Raw genomic sequence first — 17,228 nt, 5'->3', positions numbered from 1 at the left:
AATTAAATCATCTCAGCATGATGACCAGAGAAGCAAATCGAAACGAGTTGACGAGCAAGAGCAGAAAACTGAGCGGGTCTCAAAATCTCAAAGCGTTGGCGAAAAACATCCTCATTAAGAAGCTCATTGTTAGACAACAGCATTGTAATTTGCATGCACCAAGCCTCACAGTCGGCTCGTAAGGGCATCAGCCAACTTCCAAGCTCACCTGACTGAATATCTGCTGGGAAGCCTGTTGGAGATGACAGCATCAAGCAGCCACTAGCCATTCCTTCTAGGAAAGAAACAGGACCACCCTCCTGAGCCGCCACCGAACAAACCAAGCGAGAATTCTTATAAACTTTAGGGGTCTCAGAATGTGGTAGATCAATCAAGCGAACGCGTTGATCAAGAGAATATTCACAACACTCCCAATCATGGCCTAGTATGGCTACATTTAGGCCCATCATAATCAAACGATTGACTATCTGTACCTGCAAGCCATAACGTTTACGCTTGTGGTAATAACCATCAGAGCCTTCACGATAACGACCAACAAATAAAACATCGATATTACGCTCGCCACACTGTTGAGAAACCCCATCTTGGTCATTTCCGGCAAATAAACAGGGGTCGTATCCAGCAGGAAAAACATGAATCCGTTCTTTCTTAACCTTGCGCATAGATACCAATTCTTTTTCAAAGTGATTTAAAACAAGCACTGCATGAAGCCGATCAATCCGATCAAGTGGTAAACCCAAGCGCACATGAGTATGATAAAAGACAATACGCTTTTCAGGTACTCCAAACTCAATAAGTTCATCTAAAAACTTCAAGCCCATAGCCACTACATAGATATCGTGACGACCGATAAATTGGCGCAACTCAGCTTCATCCCCAGCAATCTCACAGCCAACCGATTTAATACAACTAAACTGCGCCTGAAGATCTCTCCAAAGAAAATAGAGAATCCATCCCCGATTTTGCATCGGCAGGTAAGCAACCAGGCAAGGTTGCTTACCTGCCGATGCATCAAATAGCCGCTTATACTGCTGGCCTTTGATTAAGCGTAAAACGCGCTTGCATACATACAGAAGTGCTTGCTTCAGAGCTTTCATAAAGGATACGCAGATCGCAACGCGGGATACGCTCGCAGAAAGTATTGAACTTGCCAAAGGAATAACCAGTAGGCGATCCAACTTCCCCCTATAACGCTACAAAACAAACCCAAACGATTGCGTAGCGCAATCGCGAGACAGGCGACGAGATAAACCAAGCCCAGACCTAAAGCTGCTGTCCAAGTAATGGCATGAATATCTGGATGCTCTGCTACCGACTGGTTAATCAAAACACACCAGAGTAACGGGGGAGCTGTTATGATTGCAAGTGAACCTGAATATAGAGAATTCACATGGTTACAGTAAATAATCAATGCAATCAAGCCAGTACCTGCCAAAAGGTAAAGAAGAAGGTGCTCAAAGCTAGCGACTTTTGATATCTTGTCAATCATCAATTCAGATTGCCTCCATGCAAAACCAAAAGACTGAGCTATTGATTCATAATCCAAATCTGATTGAGCTTTGCCTTTTGTTTTATGAATAAAGCCAAAACGGTCGAGCATGGAGCTACCACCTAAAATGAAGCGTCCTGTCAAATCAACTACAGCAAGACGGATATAATGCATCGCACTAGAAGCGAAAAGTGCCAATGCCATTGACCAAGAATAGATAGCGCGAACAAAAGAGTCTTTCAAGTCCAATGCATAGCGACCAATCAGCACTGTGATTGCACACATCACTCCCATCCTTGGGCAGCCAATTGCAGCAATCACCAACAGCACCGCTGAAAGTTGATGAAGCCAAGCACTCCTCAAACGGATCGCCAACGCCAAGCATGATGCACTAACAGCCACTAGGACAGCAGAAAGAGCACGGTCATCGCTATTCCACAACGCTCCCCAAATACCCTCGCTTGGGAAGACAACAGCAAAAGCAGCAAATAAGACCAAACCAAAAATATAACGAGGAGTCGAAATTGAACGAGAACGTTCTTCAATAATTAGCCATGACAGCGTGGCAACAGAAAGAGAAATTAAAACTGCAGATGCATAAGCAGAAGCCCGAATTACTTGCCAAAATCCAACCACTCCAGCCAACTGGTAGGCAAAATAATGGGGCACAATATATAAGGTGGACTGTGAGGAATAAAGATCCTTAGGTATTGATGAAGGCAGCGTCACCAATAATTTTCGAAAAGTCATCAGACCACCAAGCTCCCAAAAACCAAATTCATGCCATGAACGAACAGAATCAAGCAAGCGAACATTGCATGTTGAGGCCAAATGGTTCAGAGAATTTCCCGCATTTCCCAAAGCCGCATTAAACAACAACACGCAAATCGTTACGCCAAGTAACCAGGGTATGTACATCAACCAACATGGGCCGGTTGAGCTGCTTGGCGATGTTGATGTCATGAGAATTCCTCTCTGACTAGTGGTTGCTCTGAGATGAACTGTTTAGACATATTAAAGTACAAAGGCATTACTCCTATAACGTTAACAACTGTATGCTCAGGTAGAGAAGAATCCATGCGAATCAAAACCGTAATCACTACAGATCTCATCGATCTATTTCATCTAAAGGGAATAATAAGACTGTACTAATCATGAGACTGTTGATGTCATCTCTATTGCTATACCCCTCACACTGGCTGCTAGCCCATCAATGAGCTGAAATCATGATCTCGGCTGTATGTCACCGAAGAAGGATCATCCGCTGCAATCACCCTCTCCTTGCTGTTGCAACAAGGGTAAAAGTCAACAACAACGTCATCAGCATGGGAAAGTTCTGCTAACACTCTCCTCTCCAACCATCTGCCAGGAAGTAAAGAGATCTAAGAAACAGACATCAAATCTACAACTTTGCAGCTATCGCTAACCGAGAGGGTTAACAGCTTCCACCTAAGCACCCTACTAGTTGATTTCTACAGAGTTCAGCAGCGGCAGGCACTTCAGAGTCATGAGATTTTTGATGGCTACCACTCGATGAAACCATCGGCAAGCTGAGGCAATTCGTATCCACTTTTTCTCGCATTGCCATAGCTTTCAGCACAAACGAGCTTTTTATGGCAATGCATCTCTACCCTGATCAGAACTTGAGTGAACCAAGCATGGTTCAAATAAATCGCCTTGAATCCATGTATAAGCAGATCCCTGCCATCAACACCATGGTAGCTGTTCTGCTCTTTCAAAACATCCTATGAAAGACACCCTGCGCTGGCAGACCATCGCTTGGGGACGCATCCTGTTCAGGAAACGCTTGGCTCGTTCGGAATGGGAGGCCTTGAATGCTTGGCAGGGATTGGTCCATCAGGCCTACCAAGGCAATCCGATACAACCCAATCTCTGCCATGACCTTTGGCACCAAGACCAATTCCAAAAGCCTGACGAGCAAAAAGCTTTTTTCACCCCCAATCGACGCGAACGAGAACCTTCATCGCACCACTACGGCCACGATATTCAGTTGAAACGCTATTGCGGTTTGCCACTAGTTGGAGCCCCGCTTGAAGTGCTCTTGGAACACGGCCTCAAAGTTGCAAAAAGCTCACGTTTTGAAGCTCCAAAAGCCTGGGCAAAGCAAGGCTACCTTTGCATGGGTCCATTACGTGCTCGATGGTTACAGGAAGAACAGGCTGTCCCTGCTCACCCGATTGGACCATGGATTCGCTTCGCAAAACCTTTGCTCACTGCTAAGCAGCTGCAGCTATATCGCGAACACTGGGGCAAAACCCTACTGGTGGTACTAGCCCACAGCTGGGATCAAGTGGAACGATCCATGGATCTAAAGGCCTGTATCGATGCAGTCAGCTCCATTGCTGAGCAATACGGTTACTTAAAAGTGGTTTGGCTACGGCACTGGAAAGATCCTGTGAACCCACCTATTCCAGATGGTTGGATCACCGCCTGCAATGGCCACCGCTCAAACCCCTGGTTTCTAGACTCACTGCGCACACTTCTGGAACTTAGTGATGGATTAGCAAGCAATGCTTTCGGCACACATTTGGGTTACGCCACAGCTCTCAAAAAAAATCTGCACTGGATCAATGTCACAGCCAAGCAGGATCTAAGTCTGTTGGCAGCTACCAAAGCACAAGAGGAGCAGATCGAATGGCAGGAAAGACAACGCTTGAGCGAAGAATTGATCTCTGCACTTAAATTACCGTTTGATCAGCAAGCCTTAGCGATACATCAACTACTAGATCCTTACTGGGGATTGAGTATTCAGCCTTCCCCTACAGAGATCGCAAAAATACTAGGTCGTTAATTCAGTCCTTCCACTCATAAGAATACTATTGCTTGCAATAAGACAGAGGTTGAAGTCAGTCAGCAGACATCAAGCCAAAGAACAAAGCGAAGGCAGCGTTGGCCAACCAGGCAAATAGCCAGAGCAGTATTTACTGAACAGAAGTACAAAATCCCCCACAAACCTGAGCCATAGATATCGGCTCCTGGTACTTGACCACGCCTCAGCAGCTCCGTGACTGGTACTTACTGAAAAGAGTGGTCCTTCAAAGCCAACCAAGGCAAAAACTGTTCCAACCGCGACCACCTCGCCAAAGGGCACACAGCAGTTCAAAGCAACCTCCATCCAAAAGAAATGCAAGGCCTTTTCCACCCTCTCTCGAAGCAGGGTTACGCAAAATGCGAACTGCCTCTGCAAGACCAAGCCTCTGAGGATTGGCCTGTTGACAAGATCGAGCACCTTGACTCCGGCTATGACCCAAAGTGCGAATCAACAGCAGCGCTGCCTTTTCAAGGCAATCATTTTCAGGGATAAGTAGCCCACTTCTCTTATCACCTCACTCCAATGGTTCTATCGGCGCAAGACGGGGGTCAAGAATCTTTGGCCCCATCCCTACAAACTTCACCGCAATTGAAACCTTTTGACCACTGCCGAAGGTATGTGTAATTTCACCAACACCGAAGCTGGAGTGCGTAACCCGATCACCAACGGCCCAGCGGCGACTAGAAGCGGAATTAGTCTGTCGACGTCGAACAGCATTTGCCGGCGGTGCACTAGGCCGCTGACGATCCACACGCGTCAGTCTTTCCAGATGACGTTCACGACGCATGGCGGCCCCTCCGCTCTGAGGGACATCACCATGCACTAGTGCTTCAGGCAGTTCCGAAAGAAAAACTGATGGCACGGCAGCCTCACGCATGCCTCCCCAGAGCCGTCGCTCACAGGCGTGAAAAATGAACAGCCGCTCTTTAGCCCGGGTAATCCCTACATAACAAAGACGACGCTCCTCCTCCAGCGAAGCCGGATCATCTAGCGAGCGATAGCTCGGGAACAGTCCCTGCTCCAGGCCCACTAGTGAAACGACGGGAAACTCAAGCCCCTTACTGCTATGCAGAGTCATCAAGGTGACCCGGTCGGCCGCAGTGTCTTTGCTGTCGGCATCGCTTGACAGAGCAGCACTAGCCAGAAAGCCCTCTAAATCACCTTCCTCGTTCTCCTCCTGATACTGAAGTCCTGCATTGACTAATTCCTGCAAATTGCGACGCCGCTCCTCCGCCTCATCAGTTCCATCTGCAATCAGCTCACTCACGTAGCCACTCTTCTCCATCACCTGCTGAATCAATTCCGCAGGAGAAGACTCCTGAATCTGCCGCTGCAAATCATTAACTAGCTCACAAAACTGCAAAAGACCCTTGGCTGAACGACCACCCAAAGAACGCACGGCTTCCGGATCACTGACCACATCCCAAAGCGGGATCCCAAGCTGATTAGCCGCATCGGTTAATCGCTGAATAGTGGTTTTACCAATTCCCCGCTTAGGCACATTGATAACACGCAAAAGACTTACACCGTCTGCTGGGTTAACAAGAAGCCTCAGATACGCCAACACATCTTTGATCTCACGTCTGTCATAAAAGCGAAGGCCACCCACCACCAAATATGGAATTCCCCAACGAACCAATGATTCTTCAATGGCGCGTGATTGGGCATTGGTGCGGTAAAGCACCGCCATATCCCCCCAACTGAGTTCTGGGTTTGCAGACTCCAACATCCTCAGCCGATGCACCACTGCTTCGGCCTCGGCAATCTCATCATCACAACGAGTGAGTGTGATCAGCTCTCCTTCGCTACGCGTCGGTCGCAATACCTTGTCGATCCGTTCGGTGTTGTTCGCAATCAGCGCATTGGCAGCCTCAAGGATCGTTGCAGTGGAGCGATAATTCTCCTCCAACTTGACCATCGTCCGTGTGGAGTCCTCCGGAGCCTGATCACCAAAATCGTCCTGAAATCCCATCAAGATGGTGAAATCCGCAGCCCGGAAGCTGTAGATACTCTGGTCGGCATCGCCGACCACAAATATTGAACGCCCCTGCCAATCGTCGTAACTCTGAGGATCTCGACCATCAATCACCAGAAGCTTGATCAGCTCGTATTGGGTACGGTTGGTGTCCTGATACTCATCCACTAACACGTGACGGAAGCGGCGATGCCAATAGCCGCGAACCTGCTCGTTCTGTTGTAGCAACTGCACTGGTAACAACAGAAGATCGTCGAAATCGAGTGCATTATTCGCCGCAAGAGCCTTTCGGTAACGGCGATAGGTCTCAGCGGTAAGCTTGCCCCGCTGGCCTTCTGCATTGGCCTCCAGCTCATCAGGCAGCCATCCCTGGTTCTTGGCGTTGCTGATCGCCCAACGCACCTTCTTCGGCTCAAAACGCTTTGGGTCTAGCTGAAGATCCTGAGTGACGATCTCCTTCACCAGGCTTTGGGCATCAGCCTCGTCATAAATTGAGAATTGCTTGGTCCAGGTGAGGCCCTCCGGATCTTTGAACTTATCGATATCAAAACGCAGCATGCGCGAAAACAGCGCATGGAAGGTGCCGATCCACAGCTCCTTAGTCACCTCCCGGTAGATGCGCGAACGCAGTTGACGCTGCTCCACCGGCGGCAGCGTGCTCCAGGGCTGGCCGTACTGGCTCTGAGCCAGGCGCTGGGCCAGCAACAACTCCAGCCGCTCCTTCATCTCTCGGGCGGCCTTGTTGGTGAAGGTCACCGCCAGAATCTGAACCGGATCGGCGCCATGCTCACCGATTAGGTGGGCGATGCGATGGGTGAGGGCCCGGGTCTTGCCGCTACCGGCACCCGCTACGACCAACAGCGGCCCTTCGTGGTGATCCACCGCCCTGCGCTGGGCGTCGTTGAGGCCGGCCAGAAAGCTCATGAGCAGAGGCTACAGAGCCTCAACAGCGCCAAGGCGGCGCTTCTGCCGCTTGGGGTCCTTGTAAAAAATGGATTGAAATCAAGCCTCTTAGAATCCAGGCCAGAAAAGACAAACAATGAGCGATACCTGCAGTTCCCATTTTTCATTCTCGGAACAACTCAAGCAAGCCGAATTTCATCCCGAGACATTTCCACACTGGATCTGCCGTAACTTCCTTCCCGAAGCGCTACTCAAACCGCTCGCCAGCCGCTTCCCCACAAGCCAGGCCATCCACCATTTTACCAAACCCAACACTCCTTACACACAGAACACGGCCTATCCCTGGGAATTCACATCACTTCCAGCCGACCTGACGGAACTCAACACGGTCGCATCCGCCTGGACAGCACAGAAGCAAGACCTAATCCAGTTCATTCATCCCCATCTCCCCCCCCATCTGCAGCCTCACCTTCAGGAGCTGATCGACCACACCGAATCTCGAGGAGATGGGCGGGCAACCTCTCCCTGCACCATGAAGGGCACAACGCAGTTAGGCCCCCATTGCGACAACCCCAAGGAACTTTTGGCAGGGCTCATTTACCTGAGAGACGATCGCGATCAAGGAGAAGGCGGAGCCCTCGATATCTATGCGCTGCGAAACCCCAACCGAACCCGCTACATGTCGGCAAAGAGACGAATCCCCTCCCGCTATTTAACCAAGATTCGCTCGATTCCCTACGCCTCCAACACAGCTGTTTTCTTCGTGCCCACCCACTTGGCGATTCACGGGGTCTCATCCCGCGACATCACTACTCATGACAGGCGCCTGATCAACCTCTCAATCGAAATCACCAAACAGTCCAATCTCAAACTCTGGGATCCCCAGCGACATCTTCATCGCAGACATGAACTGAACCTTCGCCTTGCTCACCGTGCAGCGAAGCTGGCCCGTCAGGCGGGACTGAGCACTGTCAGCAAAGTGCTGAGCGAAATCGGCAGCAGTGGCGAGATCTACAACTTCATCAACAGCAAGAGGCTCAGATGAGGTCCAGTCACAAGACTGCTGATCAGGAATGACGGCTACGGTGACACTGGGCTGCAGCGTGGCCCAGGACAGATGCCACGGTGGAGATGTGATTCCCCACCGTGAACCGCTCGCGGGCATGCCGCTGCGCGGCACGCCCCATCTGCGCCGCCAGAGCTGGATGCTCCAGCAGCCTCAGCAACCCATACGCCAACGCCTCCAGATCCCCTTCTTCTGCAAGGAAAGCGGTGCGCTCCTCAAGCACCACCTCCGGGATCCCCGCATGAAGGGTCGACACCACAGGCAGCCCGGCCATCTGCGCCTCGAGCACGGCCACGGGGCATCCCTCGGAATCACCATCCGCCGCGACCCGGGAGGGCAGCAACAGGCAGCGCACCTGCCGCATCGATGCGGCTACCTGGGCAGGTGACTGAAATCCCAGCAGTTCCACCTGACCCTCGAGGCCCAGTTCTCGGATGCGCACCTCCAAAGCCGGTCGCAGGGGACCCTCACCAATGAAGTCCAAATGCAGTGGCAGCTCAGAACGCTGCTGAACCATTGCAAAAGCCTCAAGCGCATCTAAGGGAGCCTTCTTCTCAACTAATCGACCGACAAACAACACTCGGGGTGGTGCATTTGCAGGCGAAGCTCCGTAAAACAAAGTGGGGTTTGCCCCAGAAGGGCTGATTGTGATCCGTTCAGAATCTGCCCCAAGCTCCTCCAAAACGACTTTCATGGGCCGACTCTTAACGATGAATGCTGATGCGATACGCATCAGACGCCTATAGCGCTCCTGCAACAATCTCAAACGCCTGTCTGCGGATGCATCAGAACCCCGGAAATGCACAACAAGAGGCACGCCACTCCAGCGAACAGCATCCATGACCCGCACTGCATGGAAACCAAATTCAACAAGAATCACGTCTGGCCTATGACAACGGATCAGCCAATAAGCGATGAATGATGATGGCAAAGTTGCCAATCGCTGAAGACCAAGACGTGTGCAGACCTTGCTAAGGAAAATTGCAACGCCATAGGCCATTTGCCCAGGACTATTTGAAGTTCCAGCGTATTCATCGCCAAAAAAAGCAATTTGCCGCAAAGGCATTGCAGCAAGATTGCTCCGTATAAATGTCTCCGAAGGAGAACATCTAGTGGGTGCGAATACCATCACAAGAGGGTCCAAAGCCTGCTGAACAACATCCTCAAACTGCTTACGAACTACAGACGGTGAATACAACTCACGGATCCTTCGAGCTTCTCGCCCAAAACCTTCAAGCTTTAAAGGGTTCTCAATCAAGGTTGCAATAGAGTTTCCCAACTTCTGCGCATCAACATTTTCAGGTAGTAATTCACCATTAACGCCATGTTGTATCAACTCTCGAGGCCCTGTTGGACAATCAATGGCAAGACATGCTGTCCCAGATGCCATTGCTTCCATAAGCACATTGGGGCAGCCTTCAAACCTTGAACTAAGGACAAAAAGATCAGCTCTTTCATACCAATCACCCACATTCCCGACACGTCTAATTAACAGACGCCGGCTTTGACCGTTGACATGAGCGGAAAGAGTCTGACGCAAGTAAGGATGACTCTGATGAACACCCGCGATAACAAGCCAGCAATTCGGATGATCATTAGCAAGCAAACTAAAGGCCTGCAATAATCGATCAAATCCCTTTTGATGAGGCTTAGTCCCTACAGCCAAAACAACCTGTGCTTTAGCCGGGAGACAAGATTCAGGAGGAATGCAAGGGTCCTGGATCGGCAAAGGCCATTCCACTGGATTAGACACAATCCGCCAATGGCTAGTCAAGCCTGAATCTTCAAGCCACTGACCGATTCTTAAAGTTTGGACCTGATGCAGAGCTGCTCTTGGATAAAGAATTCTGCGTAAAATCCACCACGACAATGGCAATATTTTTGCCGGTGGATAATTAACCTCTGCAACAATGACACGCCAGGGTTTACCTACATTGGCCAATAGCAAGTTAATCGATGGCCTGGTGGAAACACCAATTGCTAGATCAGGTGGATACTTGGCTAAATAACTTCGCAGCCATCTCCAAGTAGACTCTTTTGATCCAATAGGGCGGGTAACTACTTGAAGGCCAGGCGGCGCCTGGAAAAATACTTCATCAGGCGGGAATCCTAATAAAAGAGTTACCTCATGCCCCATATCCTGCAACCAAGCAATCCACTTCAAAGCAATACGCTCTGCACCCCCCAAGCCCAAATCATGGATATGCAATACAATCTTTGCCATATTTTAGCTATCCGATAAAAAGTTAGGTTCAAGGGATTCAAGCCAGTCAAGCGCCCCCTCAGCAATGCCAGGCGAAGCTATGTTAATCATTATGGAAAGCCTTTTTTCACGCAAAGCTTGTGAATCTGACGTCATAGCCAACTCGACCAAGTCAAGGACTTCAATCAAGAGGCCAAGATGATTCTCCTTGGCCTCTTCAACTGGTCTTCGATATCGACCACACTCAAGCTCTATCCGCAATCTTTTCAAGGAATTGCACAACTGATGACATCCTAACCGATTAAAGCTTAGACACAAAAGTCCTCTCAAAAGATTAGTAGTACTGCGATATAGCACATCAGCAGAAATCTCTCGAAAAGGCATCGCATTGAGAATCCGTAAATTTGCGTTGCCAATTGACTCAATTGTTTTAGCAGCAGCCCTTCCTTCAGAAAGAGATAACTGCAGCAAGCAGGCGCGAGCCGAAATAATTTGTTTATATGGACATTCACGGTTACGCCAATGAGGACTAAAAACAATCTGTTCTGAGCTAGTCAGGCCTGCCTGCCTAAAAAGCCATGGGCGTAAGCCATCCAAACTAACTGAATTCTTTTGTTGAATAGAAATATAAATAGCTGCAATTCCAGCATAAAAACACTGATGAGAAAGGAGAGACTCAGACTTGTGAATCCCGACAAGTAAAGTCAAAGCCTTATCAGGTCCTGCCGGCCTGCAATCTGGTCTAAAAACAAACCTCTCCACCTGAAAATGCCACTGATATTTATACTGCTGATATTCAAGAAACCTTAATGCACTATGTATATCATCGGCATCGATAGCAGTGTCGACAGAACATTCAGAAGCCTTGATTTTTTTATAACTCAACAGCCACAGGAGGCGTCGACACAAACGACCCATATGACGCCTTAAAGCTCCAAACAAATCAGCCACAACTCCATAATAACCTTACAATGCTTATTGGAGCAACTAAAGGGATTAAAGCCCTCTAAAAGACATAAGCATAATTTTGCGGCCACCAGCACATAAACCAAACCTTTAAACGACTCCCCCACCGAAATTGTCTAAAAAAGTACAAATAAATCAATAGTACACAATCTGCCAAGGCCACCTGTCAGGGATGCAAAGGAAGTCATCATCAAAGCCACAATTAAGGCCAACCGGGTCAACCAATTGCTTACCCCAGATCATCAAACTAAAGAGAAGTAAAGGCAGCAACATCTGATTACTGCTATAAAGTTGAAACCAACGCAGTACAGATAGCAGCAAAAATAACCCTATCGGATCTGCAAATCTGAAGACGATCTGTGGGTAGATTTCAAACCTCACTCCGCATTGCACAATGATGAACATCAACATGTAAAGAAGCAAAGTCCTACTCGCCTGACAATGCTTCAAAACAGACCATGATATTTGTCTCCTTTGGCAGGAAAGAACAATCGCTACCAACAAAAGCACTTCTGAAACCAAAACAGGTCGCTGAATTGAATAAGAGCTGAAAAAATTCATCTGACTTGTGTAATCCAGCAATTTGAGCCAGATCGGTTGTGCAAAAATAGTCAATACAACGACGAGCAATCCAAAGACGCCAATCTTCACGAGACGCGGCAACCTGGCCAAAGAACCTATGCCTTGCCAACTTGCAGGAATTGAGGCCAAAACAAGCGTAGGGAAAGCCGTGAGATGACTAAATAAAGCCAAAATAGCAGAAGATAAAACAGGAAGTATTCGTATTTCAACAAAGCCCGAGGCACGTAGAAACAGTGGCACAGCCAGTAAAACTGCCCAAGCCTGTCGGGTGTGAGCGTTCTGCAAAAAACCTCTTAGTAATGGGCTTGTCAACAACAACAAAGCCCACCAGCCACCCCAGCCTGGCAATCGCCAACAACGGGAGAGAAAGATGGCCAAAACAGCGAAAAACGTCGTAACAAGCCCATGAATGGCTGCCATCCTGTAAGGAAGAACCTTGATCAAGGGAGCCAATATCCACCAAAAGGGCTCTCTAGGTAGATGTACAACAAACTGGTCGATGTAATGATTCAACTTGGTGACATCGCTTGTACCCCATGAGGACAACGTGAAAAAAGCCGTAGTCACTAGACAAAAAAGGCCTACAGCAAGCCACCACCAAGACATCTTCTGGCGGACAGCCAACCAATTGATGCAAGTCGCAAAGAGCACTTGGCTGAAAAATAACAACGTCATCAACCATGGTGATGACATCACCTGATCAATCCGATAGGGGGACTCGCTCGGGAACATCAGCAAGAGACTCAAGAAAGTGCTCCAATACATAGAATAATCAGATCTTTGAGTGGCATAGCCAACGTCGAACATAAGCAACTGAAGTACATCCGCAAGACACTAAAGGTACTTATTAAGTGTTTGACGAAGCTAGGCGGTAAACAAGGATGGCAAGTTGATTTTCAAAACATTCCAACTCAGAAAAAAATTAAGAACAAGAAGCTTTCTCCAAGCGAAAATGAAAAGGATTTTAATCAAATTTCTGATGCTTTTATAGTGCCCATCAGCAACCAAGTCGTGTTAACGGCATAAGGCCTTGACTATTGCTCCAATAGAACATCTAAAAGAACTTCAAAAAAACGTGCCCATCAAGGGTAAGGGCGGCGTAGACATCCCTTAAACAAGATAAGCAGATTGACAGGGATGCGCAAAAGCCGACGCAAAGTATGCCAATAACACAAATGCCAAGAGCGAACAACAAATTTACCCTCATGATCGGGAGGGAGGAGCTTGACAGGCAAAAGCTTTACGTGCAGATCTGGCAGCTCAAGGAAGCGTGACCAGAACACCTGCCGACGCAAATGCTGGAGTTCTGCAGCAGCTAAGCCATCAACTTTTGGAATCGTGCTGGGGTCACACCGCCATACACCAGCAGCAACATATTCGTAACGACTGCCTGATCGCTGAGCTGTCCAAGGCATGTGAGCTGCAGCTACTCGGTTGCTCATTGCAGTAGCCCTATGCAGAGCAAAGCTACGCGAATTTTCCAAAGCAGTGGATTTGAGCTGAGGGGCTCGCAAACGGCTCACTCGTTCATGAATGGAGTGAGGAATCACCCCGATAGCTGCTTCTGGCATTAGCTGAACGGAATAGTTGAGGCTCTGCAACCTGGCCTTGAGGTCTTTGTCATCAAATCCATAGCCAACGAGAACTTCGTTGAAGCCTCCAACAGCTTCAAAAGATTCACGTGCCATTAAGAACTGTCCAAGGCGGCCATCCAGGCCAGAACCAAACCAACACCTTTCATAACCATCCGCAAAATATGCAAGAGGGTCAAGATCTTCTGGCCAGCAATCTGCATCTAGCTTGAGCAAGAGACTACCCCTTGCGAGTTGTGCTGCGAAGTTATAAGCACGGCATAGATTCCATCGCTCTTCCCGCTCGACGCGTTCCAAACGAATCCTGGAATCATCTGGCAACTGACTCCTTTGCACAGGATCTCGACTACTCCAATCCAGGACCAAATGTTCTTGATGATGGGGCCAAGCAGCTAATTGCTGAGCAGAGGTCAACAAATGATGTTGACGATTCATGCATACCGTAATAACACTCAAATCTCTAATCATGGCAAGGCCTCTAAAGCCGACAACATGCGTTTAGTACGCGCCTGGTAGGTGTACTGCGATGCCATCGCCAAGCGCACACTCTGATCAGGTCCATGACCAGCTAAGCAACCCGTCAAAGCTTTGGAGAAGGCCTCAGGTGTGTCATCGCACAACCAAGCAACAGAAGAAAACTCTCTTAAAGCATCAATCTCTGTAGCCACTACAGGCAAACCGGCGGATATGTACTCAAAGAATTTCATCGGGAACATGGCCTCCGTGTAAGGCGTCAACCGCAATGGCAACCACCCACATGCAAATCCTGCGCAATAGCGCGGCAAATCCTCATAAGATCTCTTACCGAGCAAATGGATATTTGGCTCCTTCTCAAGCAAGCTGATATCTGTAAAGGGCTCTCCCTCACCAGTAGGCCCAATAAACACGAACTGCCAAAGCGGCTTAGAACGAGCAACTGCTACAACTAATTCAAAATCAAGCTTGTAACTGCTCACAGCCCCGATAAAACCAATTCTGGGCAACGTTATAACTGCAAGGTCGCTAGGCAAGCCTGCCGATCCAACCTTCATCGCCTGCGCAAAATGATCCTGATTGGCAACATTGGGATCATATCTAATCCGTGCAGAATGCGGCTCAAGCTGACGTTTCAGTTGTGGAGAAGTCACAAACACTTGATCAACCAAGCGACATAGTCTTTGCTCTTCAGCTTCAATCACTTCCCGAGGCATACAAGGCTGTTCCTGCAATGCATCAACAGCGTGATAGATGCATAAAGAAAAGCCCTTCAAACTCAGAAACCTTGCTGTGAGAGGGTTATATGTCCATAACCAAGGTCGACGAAATTCAATAAACCAGAGAGCTAAACGCAACCCCATCGCAAGGCTGAGACGATTCAACATCAAAGCAATTCCCTGATTACCACCTGGAAGAACTAAAGGAGACCAAACCCAGAGCCCTTTGCGGACTTGCCTGGGCAAGCCAAGACCACGTCTCAAACGACTAATAACACGTCGAAGATCACGCCCAGTGGGCTGAAACATCCGCAACCCAAGCGAATCTACATAAAGGATTCTGTGACCTTCATCTAAAAGAGAACAGGCCACATGTTGCTTATTAGTCCACAACGGATGATCCCAATCCGCTGTGGATACCAACACAACATCAGCCATCCTGAAGATTGACCAACTCCTCAAAAGATCGCGAACGATCCTTCAACTCATCGTAGGTGCCAGAAGCCACCACCCGACCTTGACTAAATTCATAAATACGGTCACAAAAGCGAATTGTAGACAATCTATGAGCAATAACAATTGTCGTACAACGCCTTCCAATCAGCTCAAGTGATTCCATGACATCACTCTCCGTCTTGTTATCTAAAGCACTTGTAGCCTCATCTAGCACCAGTACTTTGGCACGCTTATAGAATGCTCTTGCTAAAGCCAATCTCTGGCGCTGACCACCGGAAAGGCGCATTCCATCTTCACCAATCCTTGTGAAAGCTCCAAAAGGCAAATCAGAGACAAATTCAGCCAACTGAGCCATCTCGAGACAGTCCCAGAAAACATCTTCATCAATGCATGCATCATCAATACCAAAGGCAACATTTGCACGCACACTTGCATCAAGAAGCCTGATATGTTGGGGAACAAAAGCACAACATTGCTGCCAGGCTTGAACCTCTTCCTGCCTAATATCTACACCATCAAGTAGTAAACTCCCTTTTTGAGCACGTAACAGGCCCAAAATAATATGAGCCGCCGTGGTCTTACCTCCTCCAGTGGTGCCAACCAGTGCCACTCTGGCCCCGACAGGAATAGTCAACTCAACATCCTCTAGGACCCAGTTAGAATGCTTTAAATACCTATAAGAAACTCCATTCAATTTAATCGTATAACGTGGCATAATTCCAGCTGGACTAACGGGGCCGGAAGATGAATCAAGCAAGCGATTAGGCTTAAGCTGAAGAAGATCAATGGCATTTTCTAGATCTGGCAGTGATCCTCTCAAGATGGTTACTGCTTTAAAAACAGCCTGTATTGGAGACGCTAGTCGCAATGATGCAAAGACCACGCCTACGAGAGCAGGCAATGCATCGCGTACAGAGTCTTGGCTCTCACCGCCAATCAAAAGCGGAAGAAGACCGAGTGCAAACAAAACAGTTACCCCTACAGGCTCAATTGCAAAGCGAGGTAAATTAGGCAGGATTTTTGATATACGATCATAGCGCTTGCCTTGAGATCCAATTTCCTCAAAACGACGAAGAAAGAAAACCTCAGAACCATGCAAATGAATATCACGAATAGACCTAGAGGATTCTAATAGTATTTGATTGACTCGTCGGCTATATACATACTTCTGCCTCGAGAGAAAGCGCATCCTTGGCGTAATCAACAAAGAAGCAATCGAATAGGCAAAAAGCAATAAGCCAAAAACAACAAGTGCAATCCACCCAAAAGCAACAATAACCCCGAAAGCTAAAATTGCAGCAGACAAGCTATTGCCAAAAATTGTTAATATTGGCATTACAATATTATCCGAGACTTTACTCAATACACGGTTCAGACGCGTGAGTAACTTGGTAGAACTACTATCCTTAAAATAGTCAAACGGCTGCAACAAAAGATTTCCATAGATCTTGTTACCCAAGGCCGACCATATCTCAGCACTGACTCTGGCACCTATCAACTGGGTAAGGAATTTCAATCCAGTAGAGGCCCAGATCAAAACAATCAAGATCCCCACAATCCATAGCCCCCTATCCAGAGCATCACCTCCGAAAACCCTGACATTGGGGAGATTATCTGCGAGACTAGAGCCACTTAACGAACCCACTAACTTAGCAATCAAACCCACAAACAAAAGATCCCCCAATCCCACACCAATGGACATCAATAACAACAAAAAGAATCCTCTTAATTGCCTCTTAGGTAGATAACTAAGAATCCCCCTGACGTGTTTCAGGGTTGCACTGCGACCAAAGTTTCTCTTATGTTTAGCCACGTGAGATTCAGGCAAGTATCAACCTCACCTGATGAGATGCACACAACATAAGGCTGTACTTCCAAGCCCTATTGACCTTCAGTGCCAGCCAGCCAACCGATTGACCATCCCCAAGTCCCTTATTCGATGCAGCAGCTCATCAGAAAGGCAGAAGCAA

Annotated in this window: 14 protein-coding genes; 3 read left to right on the top strand and 11 right to left on the bottom strand. The window is 48.2% G+C overall.

Going from position 1 to position 17,228, the window contains the following annotated elements; genetic code table 11:
• Positions 1 to 2: 2 nt before the first annotated feature.
• The 3 genes from SIB80_RS03030 to SIB80_RS03020 form a co-directional block, all read right to left on the bottom strand.
• Entirely contained in the window at positions 3 to 1,097 is a 1,095-nt protein-coding gene (locus tag SIB80_RS03030) for a glycosyltransferase (protein ID WP_063420507.1), read from the bottom strand.
• Positions 1,094 to 2,407, bottom strand: coding sequence for a hypothetical protein (locus SIB80_RS03025; protein ID WP_063420508.1), 1,314 nt, complete (start codon positions 2,405 to 2,407; stop codon positions 1,094 to 1,096). The genes SIB80_RS03030 and SIB80_RS03025 overlap by 4 nt, the downstream gene beginning before the upstream one ends.
• Before the next feature lie 605 nt (positions 2,408 to 3,012).
• Positions 3,013 to 3,228 carry a hypothetical protein gene (locus SIB80_RS03020; RefSeq protein WP_063420509.1) on the bottom strand — a complete coding sequence of 72 codons (216 nt, stop codon included), beginning with the start codon at positions 3,226 to 3,228 and terminating at the stop codon, positions 3,013 to 3,015.
• An 8-nt stretch (positions 3,229 to 3,236) separates the two neighbouring features.
• Between SIB80_RS03020 and SIB80_RS03015 the strand changes: the two genes are divergently transcribed.
• On the top strand, positions 3,237 to 4,301 hold the full coding sequence (locus tag SIB80_RS03015) for a hypothetical protein (protein ID WP_063420510.1): 1,065 nt from the start codon (positions 3,237 to 3,239) through the stop codon (positions 4,299 to 4,301).
• 244 nt (positions 4,302 to 4,545) lie between these two features.
• On the opposite strand, the gene SIB80_RS03010 is transcribed toward SIB80_RS03015, so the two are convergent.
• Together SIB80_RS03010 and SIB80_RS03005 are read right to left on the bottom strand one after the other, a co-directional pair.
• On the bottom strand, positions 4,546 to 4,773 hold the full coding sequence (locus tag SIB80_RS03010) for a hypothetical protein (protein WP_169190038.1): 228 nt from the start codon (positions 4,771 to 4,773) through the stop codon (positions 4,546 to 4,548).
• Between the two features lie 63 nt (positions 4,774 to 4,836).
• On the bottom strand, positions 4,837 to 7,221 hold the full coding sequence (locus SIB80_RS03005; RefSeq protein ID WP_063420513.1) for a UvrD-helicase domain-containing protein: 2,385 nt from the start codon (positions 7,219 to 7,221) through the stop codon (positions 4,837 to 4,839).
• 115 nt (positions 7,222 to 7,336) lie between these two features.
• Between SIB80_RS03005 and SIB80_RS03000 the strand changes: the two genes are divergently transcribed.
• Complete coding sequence (locus tag SIB80_RS03000; RefSeq protein WP_063420514.1) at positions 7,337 to 8,245, top strand: 2OG-Fe(II) oxygenase; 909 nt, start codon at positions 7,337 to 7,339, stop codon at positions 8,243 to 8,245.
• 22 nt (positions 8,246 to 8,267) lie between these two features.
• Here SIB80_RS03000 and SIB80_RS02995 read toward each other — a convergent pair whose 3' ends face one another.
• The 3 genes from SIB80_RS02995 to SIB80_RS02985 form a co-directional block, all read right to left on the bottom strand.
• Entirely contained in the window at positions 8,268 to 10,454 is a 2,187-nt protein-coding gene (locus tag SIB80_RS02995; protein WP_413681495.1) for a glycosyltransferase, read from the bottom strand.
• A 39-nt stretch (positions 10,455 to 10,493) separates the two neighbouring features.
• A complete protein-coding gene (locus SIB80_RS02990) occupies positions 10,494 to 11,420 on the bottom strand; it encodes a hypothetical protein (RefSeq protein ID WP_169190036.1) in 927 nt (308 codons plus the stop codon).
• A gap of 150 nt (positions 11,421 to 11,570) precedes the next feature.
• Positions 11,571 to 12,749 carry a hypothetical protein gene (locus tag SIB80_RS02985; protein ID WP_169190035.1) on the bottom strand — a complete coding sequence of 393 codons (1,179 nt, stop codon included), beginning with the start codon at positions 12,747 to 12,749 and terminating at the stop codon, positions 11,571 to 11,573.
• 123 nt (positions 12,750 to 12,872) lie between these two features.
• On the opposite strand from SIB80_RS02985, the gene SIB80_RS02980 reads away from it, so the two are divergent.
• Positions 12,873 to 13,043 (top strand): hypothetical protein, encoded by a 171-nt coding sequence (locus SIB80_RS02980; RefSeq protein WP_155724990.1) that lies wholly within the window; start codon positions 12,873 to 12,875, stop codon positions 13,041 to 13,043.
• 56 nt (positions 13,044 to 13,099) lie between these two features.
• On the opposite strand, the gene SIB80_RS02975 is transcribed toward SIB80_RS02980, so the two are convergent.
• From SIB80_RS02975 to SIB80_RS02965, 3 genes are read right to left on the bottom strand one after another with little or no spacing between them, the layout of a single operon-like run.
• Positions 13,100 to 14,077 carry a glycosyltransferase family 2 protein gene (locus SIB80_RS02975; protein WP_074160163.1) on the bottom strand — a complete coding sequence of 326 codons (978 nt, stop codon included), beginning with the start codon at positions 14,075 to 14,077 and terminating at the stop codon, positions 13,100 to 13,102.
• Positions 14,074 to 15,240, bottom strand: a complete 1,167-nt coding sequence (locus SIB80_RS02970; protein WP_063420519.1) for a glycosyltransferase — start codon at positions 15,238 to 15,240, stop codon at positions 14,074 to 14,076. The genes SIB80_RS02975 and SIB80_RS02970 overlap by 4 nt, the downstream gene beginning before the upstream one ends.
• The gene (locus tag SIB80_RS02965; RefSeq protein ID WP_236066148.1) at positions 15,233 to 17,086 is read right to left on the bottom strand and encodes an ABC transporter ATP-binding protein; all 1,854 of its coding nucleotides are present in this window, start codon (positions 17,084 to 17,086) and stop codon (positions 15,233 to 15,235) included. The genes SIB80_RS02970 and SIB80_RS02965 overlap by 8 nt, the downstream gene beginning before the upstream one ends.
• Between the last annotated feature and the right edge of the window lie 142 nt (positions 17,087 to 17,228).

The sequence above is a fragment of the Prochlorococcus sp. MIT 1327 genome, from assembly GCF_047304785.1.
GTDB lineage: Bacteria > Cyanobacteriota > Cyanobacteriia > PCC-6307 > Cyanobiaceae > Prochlorococcus > Prochlorococcus marinus_D.
This window is presented reverse-complemented; position numbering and strand designations above follow the sequence as displayed.

Excerpts from the sequence above, each read along its gene's own strand:
- SIB80_RS02970 (WP_063420519.1), bottom strand. The coding sequence starts at position 15,240 with ATGGCTGATGTTGTGTTGGTATCCACAGCGGATTGGGATCATCCGTTG.
- SIB80_RS03030 (WP_063420507.1), bottom strand. The coding sequence starts at position 1,097 with ATGAAAGCTCTGAAGCAAGCACTTCTGTATGTATGCAAGCGCGTTTTA.
- SIB80_RS02975 (WP_074160163.1), bottom strand. The coding sequence starts at position 14,077 with ATGATTAGAGATTTGAGTGTTATTACGGTATGCATGAATCGTCAACAT.
- SIB80_RS03000 (WP_063420514.1), top strand. The coding sequence starts at position 7,337 with ATGAGCGATACCTGCAGTTCCCATTTTTCATTCTCGGAACAACTCAAG.
- SIB80_RS02985 (WP_169190035.1), bottom strand. The coding sequence starts at position 12,749 with ATGTTCCCGAGCGAGTCCCCCTATCGGATTGATCAGGTGATGTCATCA.
- SIB80_RS03005 (WP_063420513.1), bottom strand. The coding sequence starts at position 7,221 with ATGAGCTTTCTGGCCGGCCTCAACGACGCCCAGCGCAGGGCGGTGGAT.
- SIB80_RS03025 (WP_063420508.1), bottom strand. The coding sequence starts at position 2,407 with ATGTACATACCCTGGTTACTTGGCGTAACGATTTGCGTGTTGTTGTTT.
- SIB80_RS03015 (WP_063420510.1), top strand. The coding sequence starts at position 3,237 with ATGAAAGACACCCTGCGCTGGCAGACCATCGCTTGGGGACGCATCCTG.